Below are 23,069 nucleotides of genomic sequence, written 5' to 3'. Positions count from 1 at the left end.
CGAGCGGATCACTCGGCCCGTCCGGCGTCACATCGTCTCCGGCGGACGCTCGCGATCGGGGCGTTCGATGAGCTCGCCGCGCTGGAGCGGACCACTCGGCCCGCCCGGCGTCACATCGTTTCCGGCGGACTCTTGAGATCGGGGCCCTCGATGAGCTCGCCCTCATCGTCCCCGGCGCCTTCGGGCGGCTTCGCCTCGGGCTCGGTCGGCCCGCTCGGCCCGACCGCGGGCGCCGCGGAGACCGTGGCCTCGCTGCCGGCCGCTGCGGGGGGCGGCGGGGTCGGCTCCGCGACGTCCGGCTTCACCGGCTCGGGCGGCGGCTCGGGCAGCGGGATGGCGTCGAGCCGATGGTCGAGCGCCTCCTTCGCCGCGGCGAACGCCGCGCGATCGACGCCGGGCATCACGCGCTCGCCGTCGAGCTGGAGCGTCTCGGCGTCGAAGTACTTGCCGTCCTTCTTCGCGCTGAAGTGAAGGTGCGGGCCCGTCGAGCGGCCCGTCGACCCCACGTACCCGACGAGCTGGTGGGTGCCCACCTTCATGCCGACCTTGATGCCGGGGGCATACCTCGACAGGTGCGCGTAGCCGGTGCTGACGCCGTTCGGATGCAGGACGGTGACGAGGTTGCCGCTCGGTCCCGCGGGGCCGACCCACTCGACGACGCCGCGATACGCCGAGTACACCGGCGTCCCTGTCGGCGCGCCGAAGTCCGTCCCGTTGTGGGGCATCTTCTTCTTCAGCACCGGGTGCATCCGCTGCGGGTTGAACTTCGACGTCACGGGCGCGCCCGGGACCGGCGCGCGCCAGCCGCCCGCGTACGGCTGCCGGCCGCGCTCGTCGAAGTAGCCGCGGGCCTCCTGCCCCTTGAAATCGTAGATGCGCAGCGGCTTCTCGGCGGGATCCGCGGGCCGGTACTCGAGCGCGATGATCTTCTTGTACCGGGAGAACATCCCGAGCGCCGTCTCCTCGACCGCGATCAGCCGGACGATGCTCCCTTCCTCGAAGCTCTCCGTCGACATGCGCCCGCTCAGCGCGTCGTCGATCACGTCGAGCACGCCAGGCTCCAGGCCGCCCGATCGGTACGCGCTCGTGAGATCCTTCCCCACGTAGAAGGCGGCGACGACCTCCTCCTCGGCGATCTTCATGTCGAGCGTGGTGCCCGCGAGCAGCCCGGCCGCGTCCTCCCGCGCCTGGTAGATCTCGCTCGCCGAGACCTCGTACTCGAAGGCGCGGACGCGGCGCGTGGAGCGGTCCATCGCGACCGTGAACCGATCCTTGCGGCCGCACTTGTCGAACTTCCGCAGCCCGTCGAAGGCCTTCATGATCCGGTAGATCTGCGCCTTCGGCACGCCCTTCTCGTCGAGGGCCGTGATGAACGACCGGCGGTCCATCACGTCGCTCGCCACGATCACGGACGAGTCCTTCGCGAGCTCGGAGATCCGCCACGGGCCCGGCAGCGGCGTGCGCGTCTTCGCCTTCACCTCGGGCGCGGCGGGCCGCCCGGCCTCTTCCGTGCCTGTGGCCGAGCCCGCCGGGCTCCCCGCGACGAGCGCGCGCTCGTCGCGCACCGGGACGCCCTGGATCAGGAGCGCGATCAGCGAGGTGAGCGTCGCGAGGCCGAAGATGCCGCCGAAGACCGCGGTCATGCGCGGCGAGAGGTGCGGCCCCGGAGGCGGCCGGCTGAGGCCGGCGGGCAGGCGCGGGCCGTCGGCCGCGCCGGATCCCGCGTAGGGACCGCCGTCCGCGAGCGACGGGCGAGAAGACCGCGGATCGCTGCCGCGCGACCACGGCGCGGCGCCGCGCCCGCGAGAAGAAGGAGGAGGGAGCTGCGTCCACGACGGCGACGAGCGCGCGCGCAGATCGCCGCCGCGTGACCAGGGCGCGGCCGGAGCGCTCTCGGCCCGGCGGTGGCCCACGAGCGGCGCGGCGAGCGGCGGCGTGGCAGGCCTGCTGGAGGTGTCGAGCGCGTCGTCCGTCACGTCGGCGGCGCTGCTGCGCTCGATGTCCGCGCGCGGCGCGTGGTGCGGGACGATGCCGGGCTCGGCGCGCGGCGCGTCCCGCGGGGTGGCGTCGGCCTCCGCGCGCGGCGTGCCCTGCGGGACCGCGGCGCCGGGCTGTTCGCGCGGCGCTCCCTGCAGGGCGGCGGCGCCGGGCCCCGACGCCCTGCCGGCGTCTTCGTTCCGCTCCTCGGAGCGGTCCGCGGCGTCCGGCCCTCCGGAAGCCTCGAGCGGGTTCTGGGGTACTGCACTCGGCACGCCGACGTGCGTACCAAGGCATCGCCGGGGTTGCAACCGCGCGGCCACCCGATCCGCGCAAGGGTTGCGCGGAAGACCGACCGCATCGTACGCCGCTCGCGTAAGCTGGCGGGCCTCATGGACGACAGGCTGAAGCAGCTTTTGGTTCTCGGCAGGGAGCACTACGAGCGGCGCGAGTACGATCTGGCCGAGCACGCCCTGCGGCAGATCCTCGAGAAGACCGATCGGTTCGCGGACGTCTTCAACATGCTCGGCGTCATCCTCCACGAGCGCGGCGATTTCCTCGCGGCCGAGGCCCACTTCGAGCGCGCGGTGCAGCTGAACGAGCACTACACGGAAGCGCTGCTGAACCTCGCCGTCACGTACAACGATCTCGGCAAATACGAGGCGGCGCGACAGGTCTACTCCCGCATCCGTCGCGGCGAGGGGGACGGCGGCGTCCTCGATCCGTTCGCGCGCGGCAAGATCGCCAACATGCATGCCGATCTCGCGCAGGCCTACGCCGACGCGGGCTGCGCGCAGGAAGCGATCGCCGAGCTGAAGCGCGCCGTGGCGCTGTGCCCGACGTTCGTCGATCTCCAGCTGCGCCTCGGCACGATGTACCGCGACGCCGGCAATCTGGCGCTCGCCCGGGAGCACTACGCCGCCGCGCGCGACGCCAACCCAAAGTACGCGCCTGCGCGCGTGTTGCTCGGGGTCGCGCTGCACTCCCTCGGCGCGCTCGATCTCGCGATCGCCGAGTGGCGCGAGGCGCTCGCGATCGAGCCCGACAACAAGACGGCGAAGATGTACCTTCGCATGGTGGAGGCGCAGCGGAGCGGGAACACCGCGGGCGCGGCGTCGCGCGACGCGCCGTCGACCACCGCGAGGGGCGCCTCCTGGGAGGCGCTCGACGAGCCGACCCCCACGGAGGTGAGCGACCTCCTGTCCTCGCTGTCGGCAGACGCGGCCGATGACGCGGATCGCCCCACACCGGAAGGCAACCCCTGACCGTTGGCGAAATACTCTCTGCTCCGAGAGGAGGCGCGCCGCGCATGGCGCGAGCTCCGTGGAAGCGAGCTGTCGGCCGGCCGGACGGCCGTGGCGGTGGCGATCGGCCTGTTCATCGGATCGCAGCCGATCTTCGGGTGCCACACGCCGCTCGTCCTCCTGCTCTGCCTGTGGTTCCGCCTGGACGCGGCGATTGCCTGGGTCGCCGCGAACATTTCCAACCCCTTGTTCGCACCAGCGCTGCTCACGGCCGAGTTCCAGGTCGGGGCGTACCTCCGCACCGGGCGCTGGCTGCGCCTTCATGAGAAGATGAGCTGGGCGCAAGCACTGTCCGACTTTCCCGAGTACATGCTCCTCGGCGCGCCCGTGGTCGGGCTCGCGCTCGCCGCGCTCGGCGGCGGCCTGGTCTTCGCGCTCGTCGCGCTGAAGCGGCGCCGCGCGCCCTCGCTGCAGCGCGGCGGGATGGAGCCGTATCGGCTCCCCGAGGACGCGCCGCCGTGGGCTCACGCGATCGAGCGCGTCGCCGCGAGGTACAGCCCGCAAGAAGGCGCAACGGCGGCGCAGCGCACCCGGTTTCACTACGTCCGCTTCAAGCTGCTCGGCGATCCGGTCGCGCGGCTGATTGCCGACATCGCCGGCGACCGCCCCGGCGCGCTGGGGGAGGTGCTCGATATCGGGACCGGGGCTGGCCAGCTGCCGATTCTCCTGCTCGAGCTGGGCCGGGCCGCGCGCGCGCGCGGGTTCGACTGGGACCGCGCCAAGATAGAGGACGCGCGCCGCGCGAGCGGCGGCGATCCGGGCGCGCGTCTGCCGCCCTCGTCGGCGCCGCCCGGTCCGTCCGGCGAGCAGCCCGCGCTCCCCGCGGCCCCTCCGCTGGCCGCCGAGTTCTGGTGCGCAGACGCGCGCGAGGCCGAGCTGGGAGACGCGGACACCGTGCTGCTCATCGACCTGCTCCACTACTTCCGCGTCGAGGAGCAGGACGCGATCCTGCGGCGCGCGGCGGCCGCGGTCCGACCGGGAGGGCGCCTGCTCGTCCGCGAGGCGGACACCGAGCGCGGCCTGAGGAGCTCGATCACGCTCCTCGAGGAGCGCATCTTCACCGCGCTTCGATTCAACCGGGGCGAGCGGGTGCGTTTCCGCCCTGCCCGGGAGATCGTCGCGCTCCTCGAGCAGCTCGGCTTCTCGTGCGAGACGAGGCCCGCCTGGGGGAAAACGCCGTTCTCGAATGTCCTCATCGTCGGGACCCGGGCCGATCGCTGAGCCCGAGTCGCGCTTCCCGCCGAGATCTCTTCACGCACCGCCGTCGCGACGCCCCTCGGTGGTGTCACCGGGGCGCCCGGTCCAGCGTGCGAGCTCGGCCCGGCGGCTCGACTGTCGATCGAGCGCCGCGGGGCTCCGATGAGCATCGCAGATGGTCAGAACCTGTCCAGCGCGGTTGCAGTTGGGTCTCGCCGCTTCACGCCGCGCATGAGGCGCGGTATCCGCTGAGCAACTCCAATGTGGCACAGACCATGCCTGAACGCTGACCAAGACCAAGGGCCTGCGGCGGTCCTTGCTGTCCGGGTCCCTGCCTGAGCCACAGAGGCCGAGAGCGTCCGAGGGCCCTCTTCGCTGGAGGCCGGGCTCGCCCACGTTGCAAATTCGCACTATCCGCCTGGGGCGTCCTGCCCAGATGTCTGTGAAGGTGCGTTGGCCTCCATCCCGCTTCGGGGTGACGCGATGCCTCGCAGGCGCAACCATCGGTACCCGACGGGACACCGGGGGGAGGCGGCGCGGGCCAGGCGCTCACAGCCGAGACGCTCGCGCCGCGCCGATCGTGCTCTGCCAGCTTGGCAATCTCGACCACTTGCGGCCCACACAGCTAGATGTGGTGGTCCTTCGATGTTGCCCCACGACCTGTTGGGGTCCTCGGGTGAGGTGACGCTGTCCGTCTGCCGCGCGGACGACAGGAGCGCGCGCAGGGCGGCTCGGAAATCCAGCGTCCTGGGCGCCGGAGCGCGCCTGGGCGCACAGCGGCTTTCGGGCGCAGCTCCCGCGTCGCGTCGCTGGGCGGATCCGCTCAGCAGCGGTCGGACGGGAGCTTTCGGGCCACGTGCGCGGATTTCTCCACCGCGCGTGCGGGGGTCTCCACGGTGCTACGCGGAGAGGGCATTGCTGGGGGAGTTTTCCTGAGAGGGGTCCGGAAGCGTGTACGGCTGCGGAGCTTGCTCCGCACCGATGTGCGAGGTCTCCGCGCCTGCCTGGGGAGCTCCTGGCTCGCCACGATTTCCCCTGCTGCGCTTGGAGGAAGGCTGGACGTCGACCTCGGTTGGCTCGGCCGGACCCGCCCGGCGGGCGTCGAGGCCGGCTTCAGCGGGAAAAGTACTTGGTAGCCCGCTTCTCTCCTTTCGACGTGATCTTCTTCTCGACGAGCAGCTTCCGAATCGGGAGGGTGAGCTCCTTCGTGGTGGTGCCCAGATCCTTGGCGATCTGCTCCACGCCCTGGCCGCTGTTGGCCCGGATGTGCTCCAGGACCTTCTGCGTCATGGCGGCGAGCTCTTCCTTCGAGCGCTTCTCGCCCTTCTTGCGGGTGGGCTTCGCGGCGCGCGCGGGGCGCCCCGCCGCCTTCTTGACCTCCGCAACCGGCGCGGGAGCGGCCTTGGCCCGACCCGCCTTGCGCGGCGCGGCGGCGGCAGCGGCCGGCTGGCCCTCCCCCCGCAAGGCGTCGGCGACGGCCTCGAGAGCCGCTTTGCGGACAAGTCCGCTCAGCTGAGAGACGAATGCATCAACGTGGCTTTTGATCTCGGTTTCGACGTTGCTCATTGGATCTCGCGTCCCATGAATAGCTAGAGTTGTCAACTGCTGAACAGCACCTTGGTTGAAAATAATTCGAGAGGTGTCCCCCTCATCCCCTTCATCCCCTCAGCTTGCGTCAGGAACCCGCGCTCGCGAGCTCCCCGTCCCGCCGTCCCCTCATGGCGTGCTGGGGCGACCGGTCGAGCCGGACTCCAGCCAGCGCGTCTCCCCAGTGGCGTCGCTCCACGAAGCCAAGCCTGGTGGCTTCGCGGAGCGGGGCGAAGCCCGGTGGCACCGCGCCGCGAAGCCAGGCTCTGCCCAAACCCAGGAGGGGGGCGATGGACAGCGCCGCGCTCCTCTCTGCGCCGCGCCGCGGCTTCTCCTGCTGCCGCGCGGCGCGCGCCGCGGGCAGACCCGTAACCGTGGGGAGCCAGCGACATTCCCACGAAGGTTGGCTTTCCTGTGCTCCGGACACAAGCGACCCACCTCGCAGCAGCCGAAGCGGGCGCCTGACCGAGGGCGCGCGGAGGAGCCTGACCCCCCCGGGTGAGCCGCCCTCGTCGAGGAAAGGTGTCATGGACGAGGCCGCCGTTCCAGCCCACCCCGGTGCGCTGGACCGGAGGTCTTTCAGTTCTGCATTCCGCTCTGCGCCGCCGGCGTGTCTGTATGCCCGAGCTTTCGTCTCCGGACCGAGCAGCTCTCCGGGATCGACCGCAACGTGTCCGCCGCCGATCCGCCCTCCGGCGCTGTCGACGTCATGAGGGCTACCCCACCCACCTGCCAGGGCGCCCCCCCGGCGGAGCGGCGCGAAGGCCCGAGGCGGTTGCGCCCACCCATGTTGCAGCACCGCGGCCACCTCGCCTCGGGCGTGGCTGCGTCTTTTTGCGGCTGTGCTGGAGCTGCCCAGCCTGCGGCCGTGTCCCCCAAACCGCTCGCCGCGCCCCCGACCCGGCCGCCGCCCGGGCAAGCCGGAAGTCTGCCCGCGGGAGGTCTCGAGGCCGCCGCTCCTGCTCAGCTGCTCATCCTGACTCAGGCGGTGACACTCGCGCTGGGCACCAGGGTGACGCTCGTCCGCGGCTCGCCCCAGCTCGCGGGCGCAGAGCGCGCCGCCGCCGCCGAGGACGACGTCGATCCCCTGAGCGGGGCGGCGGTGATGGACGCTGGTGGACAGTTCGTCACTCCTCGGCTGTTCGACGCGCACTCCCACCTCGGGGTCCACCCGACACCAGGTGCAGCGGCGCACCTGGACGGCAGCGAACGGGGACCAGATTCGGGACCGGTGGCGCCGCAGGCTCAGTCCGCCGATGCCTTCTGGCCACAGGACCCGGGTATCGAACGGGCAGTCGCTGGTGGTGTTACGACCATACAAGTCCTTTCGGGTTCAGGCAACCTGATTAGAGGGTGCGCGGTAAAGATGGAGCGCCGGCCGGGCATCGGGGCCTCCCAGATGGTTCCCAGATGCTTCCCAGATGGTCCCCAGACGCGCGTCACCGTGGCGCCCGGCGGGCTGAAAGTGGCTTGCGGGGAGAACCCGAAGCGCAGCTACGGCGAGGACAAGCGGGCACCGATGGCCGGCCCGGGCAACCTCGCTCTCCAGCGGGCGGCCTCTCTCAAGGCCAAGAAGCTCCAGACGGACTGGGCGCGATGAGGCGACGAGGAGTCGCGCAAGATTGCGACCGAGGCGAAGACGCCGTCGCCCGCGAGGCCACGAAGGAGGAACGCGCGACACCCGAGACCTGCTCCCGGGAGGTCTTGCGAAGATCTCGCCGCTCGGCCGCCTCTCGGATCGAGGGCGCGTCTCGAGGCGAGCCGCGCGCGATGAGCCACCACCGCTGTCGTCTCCGCCGCCGGCCACACGAGCGATGGCGACACAGGCGAGGGCTCGGGCGCCGTGATCATGAGGACGCCGACGCCGGGGCGCGCGAGCGCGCCGCGCCGCCGGGCGTGCCCCAGACGAAGCCGCGCAGTCGCGGCGCCGCGCCGCTCGTCGCGCTCACGCGAGTCGCGCGACGAGCGGGGCGGCGCGACTGTCGCGCAGGTCACCGCGCCTCCGCGGTCCGCGCCGTTCGGGCGGCCGGCGTGAGATCTCGACCTGGGCGTTCTGCCTCGCCCGCGCCGCGAGCTGCGCCGCGCCGCGTGACGGCGTTTCCGAGGCGTCGCGGAGCACCGCGCGGGCAGCGTCGCCCCGGTGCGCCCGAGGGGCCGTGATCGGGGCGCTTGCTGCCGGCGCGCGCGACTTCTAGATCGTTCCGGCCGTGGTCAACCCGAGCGCCAAGCAGGATCCCGAAGCCCTCCTCGCAGCCAAGCTCGCCTCGCTCCCGACGAAGCCTGGCTGCTATCTGTTCATCGACAAGACGGGCGCCGTCGTCTACGTCGGCAAGGCGAAGAGCCTGCGCTCGCGCGTCCGCAGCTACTTTCAGGAGAGCGGGAGCGACGCCCGGTACTTCATCCCGATACTCCGGAAGATCGTGGCCGATCTGGAGACGGTGGTGACCGCCACCGAGAAGGAGGCGGCCGTACTCGAGAACGAGCTCGTCAAGCAGCACAAGCCGCGGTTCAACGTCAAGCTGCGTGACGACAAGGACTTCCTCTGCCTCAAGCTCGACACGCAGAAGGAGTGGCCGATGCTCGAGACGGTCCGCCGCCCCGCGCCGGACAAGGCCCGCTATTTCGGCCCGTACCACTCGGCGACGAGCGCGCGGCGGACGCTCCACCTGGTCAACAAACACTTCCAGCTCCGCACCTGCTCCGATGCCGAGATGGCGTCGCGGCGGCGCCCGTGCCTCCAGTACCAGATCAAGCGTTGCCTCGCGCCGTGCGTGATGGATGTGGATCGCGAGCTCTATACGGAGATGGTCCGCTCGGTCGCGCTCTTCCTCGAGGGGCGCCACGACGAGCTCACGGGCGAGCTCACCGCGCGTATGCGGGACGCGTCGCGGGAGCTCGAGTTCGAGCGCGCAGCCATCTACCGCGATCAGCTCCGGGCGGTCGAGGCGGTGCGGGAAGCGCAGCGCGTCGTCTACGTGAAGGACGTCGATCAAGACGTGGTGGGCCTCTACCGCGAGGGGACGCTCGTGGAGGTCGAAGTGATCATGGTGCGCCAGGGACGCGTGACAGACACGCTGTCCTTCTCGCTCCGCAACATGGAGCTGCCCGACGACGAGGTGCTCGGCGGCTTCCTCAACGAGTACTATGGCGTCGCGTCCACCACGATCCCCGATGAGGTCCTCGTGCCGGTGTTGCCCGACGGCGCCGAGGGCGTCGCGGAGTGGCTCAGCGATCGGCGCGGCCGCAAGGTGACGCTCTTCGTGCCGCAGCGCGGGCCCCGCGTCGACCTGCTCAAGATGGCGAACGAGAACGCAGCTCACGCGTTCCGGGAGAAGCAGCGGAGCTCGGACGATCTCGAGGCCCGCCTCGAGGAGCTCAGGGAGCGCCTCCGGCTCCCGACGCTCCCGCGTCGCATCGAGTGCTGCGACATCTCGCATCTCGGCGGCGGCGACACGGTGGGATCGATCGTGGCGCTCCTCGACGGCCAGCCGGACAAGAAGCGCTACCGCAGCTTCAACGTGAAGAGCGTGGCCGACGGCGACGACTACGCCGCGATGTACGAGGTGCTCGCGCGGCGCTTCCGCCGCGGCAAGGCAGCTCGTCCGGCGAGCCCGCCGGCCGTCGCGGACGACGCGGAGAGCGGCGCCGCGCCCGACGCCCCCGAGGCGGCCGTGAGCGACCTGCCCGAGGGCGACGCGGCCGAGGGCGCGGCTGACGACGCGATCGAGAATGAGGCGCCGGAGGGCGAAGCGATGGAGGCGGATGCGGCCGAAGCGACATTCGACCCGGCGAGCGCTGGCGACGCTCCGCCGGAGACAGAAGCGGCGCTGGCGCCCGCGACCGCGGAGCGGCAGGCCGCCGACTCGGCCAGCGAGGCGCCGAAGAGCGCGCAGTCCGGCGGAGCCGAGTGGGATCTGCCCGACCTGCTCGTGGTCGACGGCGGGCGCGGCCAGCTCCAAGTCGCGCTGTCGGCGGCGCGCGATCTCGGCCTGCACGGCCTTCCGATCGTCGGTCTCGCGAAGGAGCGCGAGACGCAGTCCGGCGAGAAGCTCGTCGACCGCGTCTACCTGCCTGGCCAGAAGAACGGTATCCCGCTCCGCTCCACGAGCTCGGCCCTCTTCTTCCTGGCGCGGGCGCGCGACGAGGCGCACCGATTCGCCAATCACGCGCGCAAGCGGCTGGGCAAGGCGCGGCGCCTCCGCTCCGAGATCGAGGACATCCCGGGGCTCGGCAGCGCGGTGAGGACGGCGCTCCTCCGGGAGCTCGGCTCGCTGGAGGGCGTGCGCCGCGCGACCGACGCGCAGATCCTGGCGGTCACCGGTGTGACCAAGCGCCACCTGTCCGCGCTGCGCAAGGTCATCCCGTCTCCCGAGGCCTCGCCGTCCGCCGCGCCGGCCGAGGGCGGCGGCGATCCCGACAAGGCTCCGGGGCTCACCCGGTGAGCGCGCGCCGGCCCGCGGCGCGATGGACCGGTGTAAAGATCACGCGGCGACCGAATGGCGTTCCGGGTTGAGCGCCAACGCGTTCTCTGCGACGATCCGTACATCAGGCGCCCGGCATCGCTCCGGGCGCCCGCTATCACCCTCGATCAAGATCACCACCTGGCACACCGAGCGCTTCTCGCGAACCCGACCTCGCGGAGGCCGCGCTCGGCGGGCTCCATTCCCGGCGGGGACAGGCTCGCTCCGGGGTTACGCGGCACGTGAGCACCATGGGAGAAGTACGCGCTGGCCACACGCTCGGTCGCTATGAGCTCCTCGTCCCCATCGCGCTCGGGGGCATGGCCTCGGTGTGGGCCGCTCGAACGAGCGGTCAGCTCCCGAAGATCGTCGCCGTCAAGCTGCTGCGCGCCGAGCTGAGCGACGACCCCGACTTCGAGGCGATGTTCCTGGACGAGGCCACGCTGGTCTCGCAGATCCACCACCCGAACGTCGCGGAGACCATCGATGCGGGCGAGGAGGACGGCGTCCTTTATCAGGTGATGGAGCTCATCGACGGCGAGCCGCTCAACCTGGTTCTCCGCGAGAGCAAGGCGCGCGGCGGCGTCCCGCTCCCGGTCGCGCTCCGCATCGTCGGCGAGGCGGCCCTCGGCCTGCACGCGGCGCACGAGCTGCGCGGCCGCGACGGCAAGCTCGTCGGCCTCGTCCACCGCGACGTCTCGCCGCAAAACATCCTGGTCGGCTACGACGGATCGGTGAAGATCCTCGACTTCGGCGTCGCCAAGGCCGCCTCGAACCTGCAGCGCACCAAGGTCGGCCAGGTGAAGGGCAAGTACGCGTACATGTCGCCGGAGCAGGCGGGCAGCGAGCCCATCGATCGGCGCACCGACGTGTTCACGCTCGGGATCGTCTTCTATCAGCTGGTGACGGGCAAGCACCCCTTCCTCGCCGAGAACGAGCCTGCGACGGTGCGCCGCATCTGCGACAAGACCGCGGCCGAGCCGCCGCGCACCCTCGTCCCTTCGCTCCCGGAGGACGTCGGGCGCATCATCATGAAGGCGCTCGCGAAGCCGAGGGACGAGCGCTTCGCGTCGATGGCCGAGCTGCGGCGCGCCATCGAGCAGGCGTCGCCGACGACGCCGCTCGCCACCGCCGATGAGCTCGCCGCGCTGATGCAGCGGCTGCTCGGCCCGCGCGGCGAGCGCCGGCGCGCCGCGATCCAGGAGGCGATGCAGATCGCGCGCGAGCGCTCGAACGACCCGGACTTTCCGCCTCCGCAGCCGAGCTCGCCAGAAACCGTCGAGCCCGCCGGGCGCGCGGTCGTGGAGCGCGGCGCGAGCGCGCCGCCGCCCGACCGACGCGCGCGGCGCTGGCTCGTCCCCGTGGCGTCCGTCGTCCTCGCGGTCCTCGTGGCGCTCGCGGGCGCGTACCTCCTGCGGTCCGCGCCCGAGAACCGCGCGCCGCACGGGCGGGGCGGCTTCATCGTGCCCAGGGCGGGCTCCATCAAGGCGCCGCTCCTCCGGGCCGCGCACGCCGCGTCGAGGGCGCCGCGCGGCCGCGCCGTCCCCGGGACGGGCGCCGCCCCGTGATTCGGTAGGCCGGGTAGGCCGAGCAGGCCGCGCCGGCGGCGTTTCCTTGACGGTTCGGGGAAGGCTTTTCAAGATGGCCGCCCTCGCATGGATCTTCGCCGCTCGCCGGAGCTCTGGCGGTTCGCCGCGCTGGTGGCGATCTTCGTCACGAGCGGCCTGGTCATCACCTACCTCGTGCTCCCTCCGCCGCCGGACGACGGCCGGAAGCCTCCGCCGGTCCTCCGCGTCGCGCAGGTGCCGGTGCCGACGGGCGGCGACGTCGTGGCCAACGCGCTCGATCTCGTGCGCCGCTACGCGACCGGCGAGATCCGGATCGTGCTCCCCGACGGCTCCGCGCGCGCGCTGCGCCGCAACGACCTCGGCGTCGAGATCAACCGCGTCCGCCTCGCCGAGTTCGTCCGCGAGGCGCTCCGCCCGGAGAGCGCGCTCCGCCGCGCGCACGAGCGCAACGACGAGGACGCCCCGCTCGACATCCCGATCCCGCTCCTCCTCGACTCCGAGCGGGCGATCAGCAAGCTGCTCGATCTCAAGGTCGAGCTCGACGCGCCGGCGGTCGACGCCTATGTCGATCTGGAGGCGAAGCAGCTCAGGCCCGAGAAGATCGGGTATCGGCTGGACGTCTACGGCACCCTCGCGCGGATCGACGCTGCCCTCCGGGCGGGCGAGGACACGGCGCAGGCCAGCGTCGAGACGATCGCGCCGAAGCTCGTCGCGGAGCAGCTCGGCAACGTCAAGTTCGACCAGGTGCTCGGCTACTTCGAGACGCGCTACGCGACCGGGGGGAAGTCCAAGGAGAGGACGTATAACCTCAGGCTCGCCGCCTCGAAGCTCGACGGTGTGGTCGTCATGCCGGGGGAGATCTTCGACTTCAACGAGACGGTCGGCCCGCGCGACGAGGCGCACGGCTACCGGGTCGCTCCGGTCATCGCCCAGGGGGAGCTCGTCGACGGGCTCGGCGGCGGGACTTGCCAGATCTCGGGCACGCTCCACGGCGCCGCGTTCTTCGCGGGGCTCGAGATCGTCGAGCGCTACCCGCACTCCCGCCCGAGCTACTACATCAAGCTCGGCCTCGACGCGACCGTCGTCTATCCGACGATCAACTACCGCTTCAGGAACCCGTTCGACTTCCCGATCGTGCTCCACGAGACGGTGGCCGGCGGCGTCGTGCGCGCCGAGATCCTCGGCCCCTCGCGCAAGCTCACGGTCACGTACTTTCGCCGCATCGACGAGGTCATCCCGTTCGAGGAGCTGGAGCGCCCGACGCCGAAGCTGCCTGAGGGGACACGGACGCTCGCCCAGCGCGGCATCCCCGGCTTCCGGACGACGAGCTCGCGGGTCGTCCGCGACGGCGCCTATGGGGTGCGGGAGAAGTGGAGCGACAGCTACCCGCCGACCACGCAGATCATCCATGTCGGGAGCGGCCCGCGCGATCTGGAGGTCAAGGTGGCCGACGACAATCACCCCGAGTACGTGGCCGACGAGTACCTCGTCGTCACGCAGGGCCCGGACGTCCGCACGCCCGGCGCGACCGGCCCCGAGCCGGGCGGCGGCACCGTCGAGAGCCGCGAGCCGGGGCTCACGGGCGAGCGCGGCTGGACCGAGCGCGCGGGGATCGGCACCTTCCGAGCGAAGGGGGATGCGCGCGAGGGCGCGCGCGGCGAGGACGCCCCGCCCGCGGAGGGCGCGGCCACGGTGCAAGCCTCGAGCGAGCAGCCCGAGGGCAAGGGCGCGAGAGAGGCCCGCGGCCAGAAGGACGCCGCGGGCGACGAGGCGAAGGACGGCAAGAGCAAGAAGCGGCGCCCGAAGAAGGGCGACGGCGGCTGATCGGCCGCCGCCTGCCGGCCCAGGCGCGGCGGTCGGCGTCACGTCCGCCCGCGCCGGCGGCGGCCTTCAGCGGACGCCGATCGCCTTGCGCGTCTCCTGGATCGTCACGCTCGCGATCTGCCGCGCGCGCGCCGCGCCCTCCGTGAGCAGCGCGTCGACGCGCGCCGGGTCGGCCATGAGCTCCGCGTAGCGCCGGCGCGGCTCCTCCAGCGCGCGGTTCAACACCTCGAACACGGCCTCTTTCGCCTCGCCCCAGCCGATGCCGCTCCGGTAGCGGCCGCGGAGCGCGTCCGTCTCCTCGGGCGTCGCGAACTCCCGGTAGAGGTGGAACAGCGGCGAGGTGTCCGGATCCTTCGGCTCGCTCGGGGGCGACGAGTCCGTCTTGTACTTGAAGATCGTCTTGCGAAGCTTCTCCGGCGCCAGGAAGAGCGGGATGGTGTTGTCGTAGCTCTTGCTCATCTTGCGGCCGTCGAGGCCCGGGATCACGGCGGTGTGGGCGTCGATGCGCGCCTCGGGCAGGACCAGGACCGGGCCGTAGATCGCGTTGAACCGCTGCGCGATGTCGCGGGCGATCTCGATGTGCTGGACCTGGTCCTTGCCCACGGGCACGACATTCGTCTTGAACAGGAGGATGTCGGCCGCCATCAGCACCGGATAGCAGTAGAGGCCCATGTTGATCCCGGCGTCGAGGTCGTCCATGTCCTCCACGGCCGCGGCGCTCGACGCTCGGGACTCCATGTTCTTGGCGACAGCGGCCTTGTAGGCGTGCGCGCGGTTCATGAGCCCCTTCGCCGTGAAGCACGAGAGGATCCAGCTGAGCTCGAGGATCTCCGGGACCTCGGATTGCCGGTAAAAGATGACCTTCTCGGGGTCGAGGCCGAGCGCGAGCCAGGTCGCGGCGACCTCGTGGACCAGGCCGCGGAGCTTCTGCGCGTCGTGGATGGTGTTGAGCGCGTGGTAGTCCGCGACGAAGTAGAGCGCGTTCGACGCGGTCCCTGCGAGCGCGAGCGCCGGCTTGATCGCCCCTACGAAGTTGCCGAGGTGCGGCGTTCCGGTCGGCTTGATGCCGGTGAGGACGGTGCTTGCCATCGTTTCGTGTTCCTGTGAGGGAGCCCCGTGACGAGCTCTCGGTGGGGGATGCTACTGCCGCGCGCCAGAAATCCCGCCAGGGATTTCTCGTCGCCACGTGACGGCGGCTCCCGCGCGACACCGGGCGCGCCGCGCCGCGGCCGCCGGTTGGTTCACTGGCCCTTCGGACGCAGCGCCGCCCCGCGCGGCGCCCGGTAGGGATTTCCATGCCTCGGCGCGTTCGCCTCCGGGGGCCAGTACGCATCGCACTTGCGGCAGTGCCACCGCTTCTTCAGGACGAGGAGCGGCAACCCGAGCAGCAAGAGGATGGCGAGGATCTGACCCGGAGCCCACTCGCGGTAAGCGTAGCGCGCGCCGCACCCAGGGCACTTCGGCCCATCGAGCTCGGCCGCCTCATCGTCGTCCTCGTCGAGCTCGCGATCGTCATCGACGGGCGGCGGTCTCAGGATCTCGGCCGCCCGCTCCAGATCCGCGCTCGGCACCTGGAGCCGGATCCCGAGAGACCTGCCGATATAATGAGGGGTCAGCGTCGCCACGTGCTCATCGGCGAGGAAGGCGCGGATGCCGTGAGCGGACAGGGCCGAGCGCCCCATCTGCGCCTCGACGGACTCGCTGTACGTCGCCACCGTGACGAGCTGCTCGGAGCCCGCCCGGGCGCGGCCCCGCGGCCGATCGAAGGAGCGCACCCGGTGAGGGTAGCATCCGCCCGCGGCGCAGCGTGTACGGCCGCCGGTTTTCGTGCCACGGTGGGCGGAGGCGGACCGCGAGGCGGTCCCCGATCGATGTTCACAGGGGACCGCGGAGCGGCTCCCGACCGATGTTGGCCAAGGGACCGCGGAGCGGCTCCCGACCGATGTTGACCGGCGACCGCGAAGCGGCGCCCCCACGCTGGCACCTGCATCATGTCCGGCCGAACGCCGTCCTCTCCTGCGCCTCACCCCGACGCCCCCGCTCCGCCGGCCGCCGGCCACGCCGCCGCCGGCGGGCGACCGACCGTCGCGCTCGCGGTCTCCGGCAGCATCGCCGCGTACAAGGCCGCCGAGGTCGCGCGGCTCCTGATCCAGGGCGGCGTGCGCGTGCTCCCGGTCATGACCCGCGCGGCGCAGCAGTTCCTCGGCCCGATGACGCTGAGCGGGCTCTGCGGCGAGCCGGTGCGCGACACGATGTGGGACCCGGGGTTCGCGGGCGAGCTGCACGTCGCGCTCGCCGCCGAGGCGGACCTCGTGCTCCTCGTGCCCGCGACCGCCGACGTGCTCGCCCGCCTCGCCGCCGGCCGCGCCGACGACCTCGTGACGGCGCTCGCCCTGTGCGCGAAGGGCCCGGTGCTCGCCGCGCCGGCGATGCACCCCCGCATGTGGGCGCACCCCGCGACCGCGCGGAACGTCGCCACGCTCGAGGCCGACGGGCGCGTGGAGCTCGTCGGTCCGGTCTTCGGCGAGGTCGCCTCGGGCGAGCGCGGCCTCGGCCGCATGGCCGAGCCCGCGGCGATCGCGGCCGCGGCGCTCTCGCGGCTCGGCCCGCGGGATCTCGCGGGGCTCCGCCTCGTCGTCACCGCGGGGCCCACGCTCGAGGACCTCGATCCCGTGCGCTTCCTCGGCAACCGGTCGACCGGCAAGATGGGCTTCGCCGTGGCCGCTCGGGCGGCGCTCCGCGGCGCGCAGGTCACGCTCATCGCCGGTCCCGTGTCGCTCGCTGCCCCGCCCGGCGCGCGGCGCGTCGACGTGCGCGGCGCGCTCGAGATGCGCGCCGCGCTCTGGCAGGTGCTCGGCGAGGACCTCCGCGGCGCCGACGCGCTGATCATGACGGCCGCGGTGTCCGACTACCGCCCGGCCGAGCAGCACGCGACCAAGCTGAAGCGCACGCCGGATCTCGCCTCGCTCCCGCTCGTCCCGAACCCCGACCTGCTCGCCGAGGTCGGCCTCGCGCGCGCCAGCCTCGACGCCGCCGCGCGCGAGGGCGCGCGGCCCCCGGTGCTCGTCGGGTTCGCCGTCGAGACGGACTCGGACGACGGCGTGATCGCCTACGCGCGGCGCAAGCTCGCGAGCAAGCGCGTCGACATGATCGTCGCCAACCACGCCGCGGACTCGTTCGGCCGGGACGACAACCGCGCCACGATCGTGACCCGCGACGCCGCCGACGCGCTCGGCGTGTTGCCCAAGCCCGTGCTCGCCGACCGCATCCTCGATCGGGTCGTGCAGCTGTGCGCGCGATGATCCCGGTCGACCCGCCGGCCACCGACCCGCGCGAGCCGCCGCGGGCCTCGCGCCGCGAGGCCGCGCTCATCGCCGCGTCCGTCACCGCCTGTGTCGCGCTCGCGGTCGCGTACGCGTTCCACCCCGATCGCGCGGGCGCGCCGGGCATGCTCGCGCCGCTCGGCGCGCTCTACGCCGTCCTCGCGGCGGTCACCGTGCTGTGGCTCCGCCGGCGCGGCGAGCTCCGCTCCGCGCTCCGCCCGCTGTCGGGCGATCTCGCGCGCGGCGCGTTCGTCGCGGCCGTGCTCTACGGCATGGCCATGGCGGTGCAGCTGGCGCTCGCCCCGCGGGGCTCGCCGCGCGAGGCGTGGCTCCTCCGCATGTACCTCCACCTCGGCGACCCCCTGGCCGACACGCGCGTGTTCACCGGCGCGATCGTCTTCGTCGTGGCCGCGCTCGAGGAGCTCGTCTGGCGCGGGCTCGTCATGCGCGCGCTCGAGGGGCCGTTCGGCCAGGTGACCGCCTGGCTGCTGTCGAGCGCGCTCTTCGCCGCCGCGCACCTCCCCACGCTCTTCTTGCTCGGCGATCCGGTCGCCGGGCCGAACCCGCTGCTCGTCGCGGCGGGCTTCGGCTGCTCGATCGTGTGGGGCCGCGTGGTGCACCGCACCGGCCGCCTGCCGCCGGCGCTCTTCGCCCACGCGTTCTTCTCGTGGGCGATCGTGAGCTTCCCGATCTGGCGCCCGTGACGTGCGGGCGCCCTCGTCGGGCCGGGCGTCACCCCTCGAGCTTCGCGAGCTCCTCTTCGGGGACGTCGAAGTCGGCGTAGACGTTCTGCACGTCGTCGTGGTCGTCGAGCGAGTCGACGAGGTTGAGACAGACCTCGGCGTCGCGGCCGGCGACCTCCTTCTTGTTCTTGGGGACGTAGCCCGCGGCGCTCGACTTCACCGGGATCTTCGCGTCCTCGAGGGCCTTCACGACGGTGTCCATCACGTCGACGCTGGAGAGCACCTGCCACTCCTCGCCCTGGTCGCTGTAGTCGTCGGCGCCCGCGCCCACGGCGGTGTCCATGAGCTGGTCTTCGGTCGCCGCGTCCTTCGCGATGAGGATGATCCCCTTGCGATCGAAGGCCCACTGCGCGGAGCCGCCGGCGCCGAGCTGCCCGTTGTTCTTCTCGAAGATCTTCCGGATCTCGGCGACGGTGCGGTTCCGGTTGTCGGTCATCGCCTCGCAGAGGAACAGGGTCCCGCCGGGGCCGGTGCCTTCGTAGAGGATCTCCTCGTAGTTCGCGCCCTCGATCTCGCCGGTGCCGCGCTGGATGGCGCGCTTGATCGTGTCGGCGGGCATCGCCTGGCCCTTGGCGTCGTTGATCGCCTTCCGGAGGCGCGGGTTGCCGTTCGGGTCTCCGCCGCCCATGCGCGAGGCGACGGTGATCTCCTTGATGAGCTTGGTGAAGAGCTTGCCGCGCTTCGCGTCGAGGGCGCCCTTCTTCCGCTTGATGGTGGCCCACTTGGAATGGCCGCTCATGCCTGTCTGCTCCGTGATGACGGGGCGCTCGCTCGGCGCGCGCCCAGGGGAAAGGTTCGGCGCAAGCTGGAGCACCGATCGGTCCGGGGGGATACGCCGTCGGGGCGCCGGGGGCGCCGAGAGAGCGTCGACCTCTCACGGCATCCCCGGCGCCCCGGCGGTTCGAACCGTCTGTCGCTCTAGCGGTGCGCCCGGGTGGAGGCAACTACGACGGCGCCTCACCCCCTCGTTACCAGGAGAGCGAGCCCGGCCGAGGCCCGAGACGACGCTGGGGGCCGGGGCTGCCCCCCGCGTCGCTACAGCGCGTAACCGGTCTCGCCGTGCTCGGTGGCGTCGAGGCCCTCGCGCTCGTCGCTCTCGGCCACGCGCAGGCCGATCAGCTTGTCGACGAGCTTGAGGAGCAGGAAGGTCACGATCGCCGCGTACAGCCCGACGGCCACGATGCCGGCGAGCTGCGGGACCATCTGACCGGGGTTGCCGGCGATCACGCCGTCGCGGCCGCCCTCGTTCAGGGCCTTCTCCGCGAAGACGCCGGTCAGGACGGCGCCGAGGAGGCCGCCCACGCCGTGGACGCCGAACGCGTCGAGCGAGTCGTCGTAGCGGAGGCGCTCCTTCGAGACGACCGCCGCGTAGCAGACCGCGCCCGCGAGCAGGCCGATCACGGCCGCGGCCCAGGGCGCGACGAACCCGGCCGCCGGCGTGATGCCGACGAGCCCGGCCACGATGCCGGACGCGACGCCGAGCGCGGTCGGCTTCCCCCGCTGCGCCCACTCGACGAAGAGCCACGCCGCGCCGCCCGCCGCCGCCGCGACGTGCGTGTCGAGCAGCGCCAGCGCCGCGAGCCCGCCCGAGGTGAGCGCGCTGCCGGCGTTGAAGCCGAACCAGCCGAACCAGAGGATGCCCGTGCCCGTCAGGGTCATCGTCAGGTTGTGCGGCACGTGCCGCTCGTGCGGGTACCCCGAGCGCCTGCCCAGCACGATCGCGCAGACCAGCGCCGAGATGCCCGCGGCGAGGTGGACGACGGTGCCGCCGGCGAAGTCGAGCGCCCCCATCTCGAAGAGCCACCCCTTCTCCGCCCACACCCAGTGGGCGACGGGATCATAGACGAGCGTGGACCAGAGCAGGATGAAGACCAGATACGCCGGGAACCGCATGCGCTCGGCGAACGCCCCCGCGATGAGCGCGGGCGTGATCACCGCGAACATCATCTGGAACGCCGCGAAGGCGAGGTGCGGCACGGTGCCGCGCTCCACGCCCGCGAGCCCCCGCATGCCGACATAATCGAGCCCGCCGATGAGCCCGCCCTGCGACGTGCCGAACGCGAGCGAGTACCCGATCGCCACCCATTGCACGGAGATCACCGCGAGCGCCGCGAACGAGTGCATGAGCGTCGCGAGCACGTTCTTGCGGCGCACCATGCCGCCGTAGAACAGGGCGAGGCCCGGCGTCATGAAAAGGACGAGGGCTGTCGATGCGAGGAGCCAGGCCGTATCCCCAGTGTCGATCTTCATGGCTCGGGCGTAACGTGCCCGATGTTTCAACGAGGTTTCGGGGTCGCGGCCGGATGCATTTGGCAGGGCGTCGGGAAATTTCTAATGCCCGATCCGGTGGTGCCGGATACGGATGCGATGGTCCCCGATGCCACGAACCCCGGGCCCGAAGCGTCAGGACGTGTCGATCAACCGCTCTGCGGGCCGCGGATCGTCAGCACCGGGACCTTCGCCGAGCGCACCACCCGCTGGGCCACGCTGCCGAGCAGCGCCCGCGCGACCGCTCCGCGCGTGTGCGTCCCGATCACGATCATGTCGGCGCCGATCTCGTCGGCGAGCCGGCAGATCTCCTCGTCGGGGGCGCCGGCGCGCAGCGTGCCCGAGATCTCGACGTCGCCCACGGCGCGCCGGCGCTCGAGCACCTGATCGAGGCTCCGCTGGGCCGCCTCGGCGAGGCGCGCCGCGTCCTCGGCCGAGGGGATCAGCGACGAGCCCTCCGGGAAGGTGTAGACGGGCACGCTGTACACGTGTGCGACGACGACCTTCGCGGAGAGCTTGCGGGCGAGCTCGATCGCAGTGTCGAGGGCGCGCTCCGAGGTCTCGTCGAAGTCATGGGCCAGGAGGAGGGTCTTCATCTTGCTCCGCGGTGCTGGTTGGCTCGGGCGGCGCGCCGCCGTCTTTTCTGTCCTGCTTTCGTAGCTCCGGAGCCGGGTCTTCGGTAGGGGGCTCGTCGCGCTCGGCCGGGGCCGGCGGCGGCTGCTTCGCCGCCGGCTTCACCCGCTTGAAGAGCGCCATCTTCTTCAGCCGGCCGAGCTCCGTGAGCTCGCCGCGCTTCACGGCCGCGTTGTGGCGCTCCAGGTCCTTGCCCTTGAGCTCCCCCTCGTCGAGGAACACGTACTGGACGAGGGCGGCGCGGTCGCCCGGGTAGAAATAGGCTTCCTTCCGGTTGGATACGTGCGGCCCCATCTTGCTCGTCGCGCCGACGATCGCGCCGGGCGGGATCGACGCGACCTGCTGCCTGACCCACGCGTAGGTGGCCTCCTGCTCGGGCGTGAGCGCGCGCGCCACGCGGTGAAAGCCTCCCCTGAACGAGGCGTTCTCGACGAGGCCGCCGAACTTCCACGACACGAGCGCGCTCGCCACGAGGGTCGCCGCGAGCAGCGCGCGCGAGAGCCGCCGCCCGTCGAAGCCGAGGTACGCGGCCGGCGCCGAGTCCTCGACCCGCTTGAGCGCGATCGGCGTCAGCACGAAGGCGATGGGGAAGAGGATCGACGAGTACTGGAAGTGGATCGAGAAGACCGCGTCGCGCGAGGCGAGCAGGCAGAACAGGAGCCCGTAGGCGAGCATCCATCGCCCGGGCTTGGCGAGGAAGGGCAGGAAGCAGAGGGGGACGAAGAGCTGGAGCAGGAAGAGGATCTTCGGCTCCTCGAGCATGACCTTGAGGACGAAGACGGGGTTCGTGAGGATGGAGACGACGAGGCCGCCGAGCCCGCTCCGGTTCGGCATGAGCTCTTCGTAGTAGTAGGCGAACGAGTACGCGTCCTTGCCCGACATGATGATGCCGGCGGACGTCATGAAGAACAGCTTCACGATGACGAAGTAGACGAGGCTCGTCGCGATGGTGATCCAGCCGAGGCGCGTCCGGCCCGCGCGCCGGTCGAAGATGGCGTAGAGCCCGATGAAGCACATCAGGAGCGAGACGTCCTCGCGGCAGAGCAGCAGCGCGGCGAGGGTGACCCAGTACCACCGGTCCTTGCCGGTCTCGTAGAAGTAGAGGAGCCAGACGACGAGCGGCGAGATCAGCGCGAGCGAGTGGAACTCGTACATGTTCGCGCCGTGCAGGGCCGGGTAGAGGGCCCACACGGCGGCGAGCAGGAGCGCCTTGCCGCGGTGCTCGAGCTTGTCGAGCGCGAGCAGGTACACCGGGATCACGCCGGCGCCGAGCCACACGGACTGGAGCACGAGGAGGAGCTCCGCCCGCGGGTAGATGAGGTAGAGCGGCGAGAGCAGGACGAGGATGGGATCGAAGTGCGCGGAGCCGTGGTAGCCGGCGCGGAGCCAGGAGCAGCCGAGCGGCCGCCCGTGGATCGACTGGTAGAAGATGTTGTCGTAGTACCCGAGGTCGGGCGTCCGCGTGTGCAGCGCGTGGTGGTTGGTGATCGCGAGCCGGGAGAAGAAGAGGGCGTAGCCTGCCCACAGGGCGAGGACGGCGAGCGGCGCGAGCCACCGGCCGGCTTTGGCGAGCGGGTTGCCGCTTGCGGGCGGGTTGATGCTTGCGGGCGGGTTGATGCTCGCGGGCGGGTCGTCGAGCGCGGGCGAGAGCCGGGCGCCGCGGCCCCAGGCGTAGACGCCGGCGCCCACCGTCGCGGCGGCGAGGGCGGCGTAGAAGATCGCGGTCCTCGGGCTGTCCTTCTCGATGTTCGGCAGCTTGAGCGCGGCGACGAAGGGGAGCGCGAGCAGGGGGGCGAGGGCGCGGTTGAGGCGGCCCACCGTGCCCACGACGTCCCACGAGCGGGTCAAGACGCGCCCCGCCAGCATCACGGAGAAGTAGGCGAGGCCGACCCCCACGATGGCGGCGACGGCGCCGCCGGCCATCCAGCGGCGTTCCAGCTCGGTCAGCTTGTTCGTCGAGAGCAGGGCGACGCGGCCCGGGTGGGTGAAGACCCACGCCGACGCGGCGATGCAGATGCCGAAGAGGATCGGCCACGGCGCCAGGGTCACGGCGGCGCGCGCCAGCCGCTCGAGGGTGCCGTCGAGCTTCGCGAGCGCGCTGCTCAGCCTGGTGCGGTGGGGCTCTAGCATGGAGGAGGCGGGTCCTCGGCTACTTGACCCTACCCCCCGCTGTCAAGGAACGGCA

The 23,069-nt window shown here is 71.9% G+C and carries 16 protein-coding genes; 8 read left to right on the top strand and 8 right to left on the bottom strand.

Annotated features, from left to right (window positions below; translation table 11 throughout):
• Positions 1 to 110: 110 nt before the first annotated feature.
• A complete protein-coding gene (locus WMF33_RS41480) occupies positions 111 to 2,252 on the bottom strand; it encodes a peptidoglycan DD-metalloendopeptidase family protein (protein WP_437333772.1) in 2,142 nt (713 codons plus the stop codon).
• A gap of 117 nt (positions 2,253 to 2,369) precedes the next feature.
• On the opposite strand from WMF33_RS41480, the gene WMF33_RS41475 reads away from it, so the two are divergent.
• The gene (locus WMF33_RS41475; protein ID WP_437333771.1) at positions 2,370 to 3,242 is read left to right on the top strand and encodes a tetratricopeptide repeat protein; all 873 of its coding nucleotides are present in this window, start codon (positions 2,370 to 2,372) and stop codon (positions 3,240 to 3,242) included.
• A gap of 3 nt (positions 3,243 to 3,245) precedes the next feature.
• A complete protein-coding gene (locus WMF33_RS41470; protein ID WP_437333770.1) occupies positions 3,246 to 4,502 on the top strand; it encodes a DUF2062 domain-containing protein in 1,257 nt (418 codons plus the stop codon).
• A 1,089-nt stretch (positions 4,503 to 5,591) separates the two neighbouring features.
• Here the strand turns inward: WMF33_RS41470 and WMF33_RS41465 are convergent.
• Positions 5,592 to 6,044 carry a hypothetical protein gene (locus WMF33_RS41465; RefSeq protein ID WP_020740455.1) on the bottom strand — a complete coding sequence of 151 codons (453 nt, stop codon included), beginning with the start codon at positions 6,042 to 6,044 and terminating at the stop codon, positions 5,592 to 5,594.
• Positions 6,045 to 7,053: 1,009 nt separating this feature from the next.
• On the opposite strand from WMF33_RS41465, the gene WMF33_RS41460 reads away from it, so the two are divergent.
• The 4 genes from WMF33_RS41460 to WMF33_RS41445 all read left to right on the top strand — a co-directional run bounded on the left by WMF33_RS41460 (position 7,054) and on the right by WMF33_RS41445 (position 13,917).
• A complete protein-coding gene (locus WMF33_RS41460) occupies positions 7,054 to 7,665 on the top strand; it encodes a hypothetical protein (RefSeq protein WP_437333769.1) in 612 nt (203 codons plus the stop codon).
• Between the two features lie 607 nt (positions 7,666 to 8,272).
• Positions 8,273 to 10,507 carry an excinuclease ABC subunit UvrC gene (gene uvrC / locus WMF33_RS41455; protein WP_437333768.1) on the top strand — a complete coding sequence of 745 codons (2,235 nt, stop codon included), beginning with the start codon at positions 8,273 to 8,275 and terminating at the stop codon, positions 10,505 to 10,507.
• Positions 10,508 to 10,776: 269 nt separating this feature from the next.
• Positions 10,777 to 12,093, top strand: coding sequence for a serine/threonine-protein kinase (locus WMF33_RS41450; RefSeq protein WP_437333767.1), 1,317 nt, complete (start codon positions 10,777 to 10,779; stop codon positions 12,091 to 12,093).
• Between the two features lie 87 nt (positions 12,094 to 12,180).
• Positions 12,181 to 13,917: a VanW family protein gene (locus tag WMF33_RS41445; RefSeq protein ID WP_437333766.1), complete on the top strand. Its 1,737-nt coding sequence runs from the start codon at positions 12,181 to 12,183 to the stop codon at positions 13,915 to 13,917.
• 66 nt (positions 13,918 to 13,983) lie between these two features.
• Here the strand turns inward: WMF33_RS41445 and WMF33_RS41440 are convergent, their stop codons facing one another.
• A complete protein-coding gene (locus WMF33_RS41440) occupies positions 13,984 to 15,006 on the bottom strand; it encodes a tryptophan--tRNA ligase (protein ID WP_437333765.1) in 1,023 nt (340 codons plus the stop codon).
• Between the two features lie 152 nt (positions 15,007 to 15,158).
• A complete protein-coding gene (locus tag WMF33_RS41435) occupies positions 15,159 to 15,692 on the bottom strand; it encodes a putative signal transducing protein (protein ID WP_061625337.1) in 534 nt (177 codons plus the stop codon).
• A 216-nt stretch (positions 15,693 to 15,908) separates the two neighbouring features.
• Between WMF33_RS41435 and coaBC the strand changes: the two genes are divergently transcribed.
• Both coaBC and WMF33_RS41425 read left to right on the top strand, forming a co-directional pair.
• Entirely contained in the window at positions 15,909 to 17,219 is a 1,311-nt protein-coding gene (gene coaBC, locus WMF33_RS41430; RefSeq protein ID WP_437333764.1) for a bifunctional phosphopantothenoylcysteine decarboxylase/phosphopantothenate--cysteine ligase CoaBC, read from the top strand.
• Positions 17,216 to 17,944, top strand: a complete 729-nt coding sequence (locus tag WMF33_RS41425; RefSeq protein ID WP_437333763.1) for a CPBP family intramembrane glutamic endopeptidase — start codon at positions 17,216 to 17,218, stop codon at positions 17,942 to 17,944. The genes coaBC and WMF33_RS41425 overlap by 4 nt, the downstream gene beginning before the upstream one ends.
• 28 nt (positions 17,945 to 17,972) lie before the next feature.
• Here the strand turns inward: WMF33_RS41425 and WMF33_RS41420 are convergent, their stop codons facing one another.
• The 4 genes from WMF33_RS41420 to WMF33_RS41405 all read right to left on the bottom strand — a co-directional run bounded on the left by WMF33_RS41420 (position 17,973) and on the right by WMF33_RS41405 (position 23,014).
• Complete coding sequence (locus WMF33_RS41420; RefSeq protein WP_437315471.1) at positions 17,973 to 18,722, bottom strand: YebC/PmpR family DNA-binding transcriptional regulator; 750 nt, start codon at positions 18,720 to 18,722, stop codon at positions 17,973 to 17,975.
• 296 nt (positions 18,723 to 19,018) lie between these two features.
• Positions 19,019 to 20,233, bottom strand: a complete 1,215-nt coding sequence (locus tag WMF33_RS41415) for an ammonium transporter (protein WP_061625333.1) — start codon at positions 20,231 to 20,233, stop codon at positions 19,019 to 19,021.
• A gap of 167 nt (positions 20,234 to 20,400) precedes the next feature.
• Positions 20,401 to 20,847: a universal stress protein gene (locus WMF33_RS41410; protein WP_061625332.1), complete on the bottom strand. Its 447-nt coding sequence runs from the start codon at positions 20,845 to 20,847 to the stop codon at positions 20,401 to 20,403.
• The gene (locus WMF33_RS41405) at positions 20,822 to 23,014 is read right to left on the bottom strand and encodes a DUF2079 domain-containing protein (RefSeq protein ID WP_437333762.1); all 2,193 of its coding nucleotides are present in this window, start codon (positions 23,012 to 23,014) and stop codon (positions 20,822 to 20,824) included. The genes WMF33_RS41410 and WMF33_RS41405 overlap by 26 nt, the downstream gene beginning before the upstream one ends.
• Between the last annotated feature and the right edge of the window lie 55 nt (positions 23,015 to 23,069).

The organism is Sorangium sp. So ce394 (assembly GCF_051474665.1).
GTDB classification, from domain to species: Bacteria; Myxococcota_A; Polyangia; order Polyangiales; family Polyangiaceae; genus Sorangium; species Sorangium cellulosum_D.
This window is presented reverse-complemented; position numbering and strand designations above follow the sequence as displayed.

Excerpts from the sequence above, each read along its gene's own strand:
- WMF33_RS41425 (WP_437333763.1), top strand. The coding sequence starts at position 17,216 with ATGATCCCGGTCGACCCGCCGGCCACCGACCCGCGCGAGCCGCCGCGG.
- WMF33_RS41420 (WP_437315471.1), bottom strand. The coding sequence starts at position 18,722 with ATGAGCGGCCATTCCAAGTGGGCCACCATCAAGCGGAAGAAGGGCGCC.
- WMF33_RS41405 (WP_437333762.1), bottom strand. The coding sequence starts at position 23,014 with ATGCTAGAGCCCCACCGCACCAGGCTGAGCAGCGCGCTCGCGAAGCTC.
- WMF33_RS41440 (WP_437333765.1), bottom strand. The coding sequence starts at position 15,006 with ATGGCAAGCACCGTCCTCACCGGCATCAAGCCGACCGGAACGCCGCAC.
- coaBC (WP_437333764.1), top strand. The coding sequence starts at position 15,909 with ATGTCCGGCCGAACGCCGTCCTCTCCTGCGCCTCACCCCGACGCCCCC.
- WMF33_RS41415 (WP_061625333.1), bottom strand. The coding sequence starts at position 20,233 with ATGAAGATCGACACTGGGGATACGGCCTGGCTCCTCGCATCGACAGCC.
- WMF33_RS41450 (WP_437333767.1), top strand. The coding sequence starts at position 10,777 with ATGGGAGAAGTACGCGCTGGCCACACGCTCGGTCGCTATGAGCTCCTC.
- WMF33_RS41410 (WP_061625332.1), bottom strand. The coding sequence starts at position 20,847 with ATGAAGACCCTCCTCCTGGCCCATGACTTCGACGAGACCTCGGAGCGC.
- WMF33_RS41445 (WP_437333766.1), top strand. The coding sequence starts at position 12,181 with ATGGATCTTCGCCGCTCGCCGGAGCTCTGGCGGTTCGCCGCGCTGGTG.
- WMF33_RS41465 (WP_020740455.1), bottom strand. The coding sequence starts at position 6,044 with ATGAGCAACGTCGAAACCGAGATCAAAAGCCACGTTGATGCATTCGTC.
- WMF33_RS41475 (WP_437333771.1), top strand. The coding sequence starts at position 2,370 with ATGGACGACAGGCTGAAGCAGCTTTTGGTTCTCGGCAGGGAGCACTAC.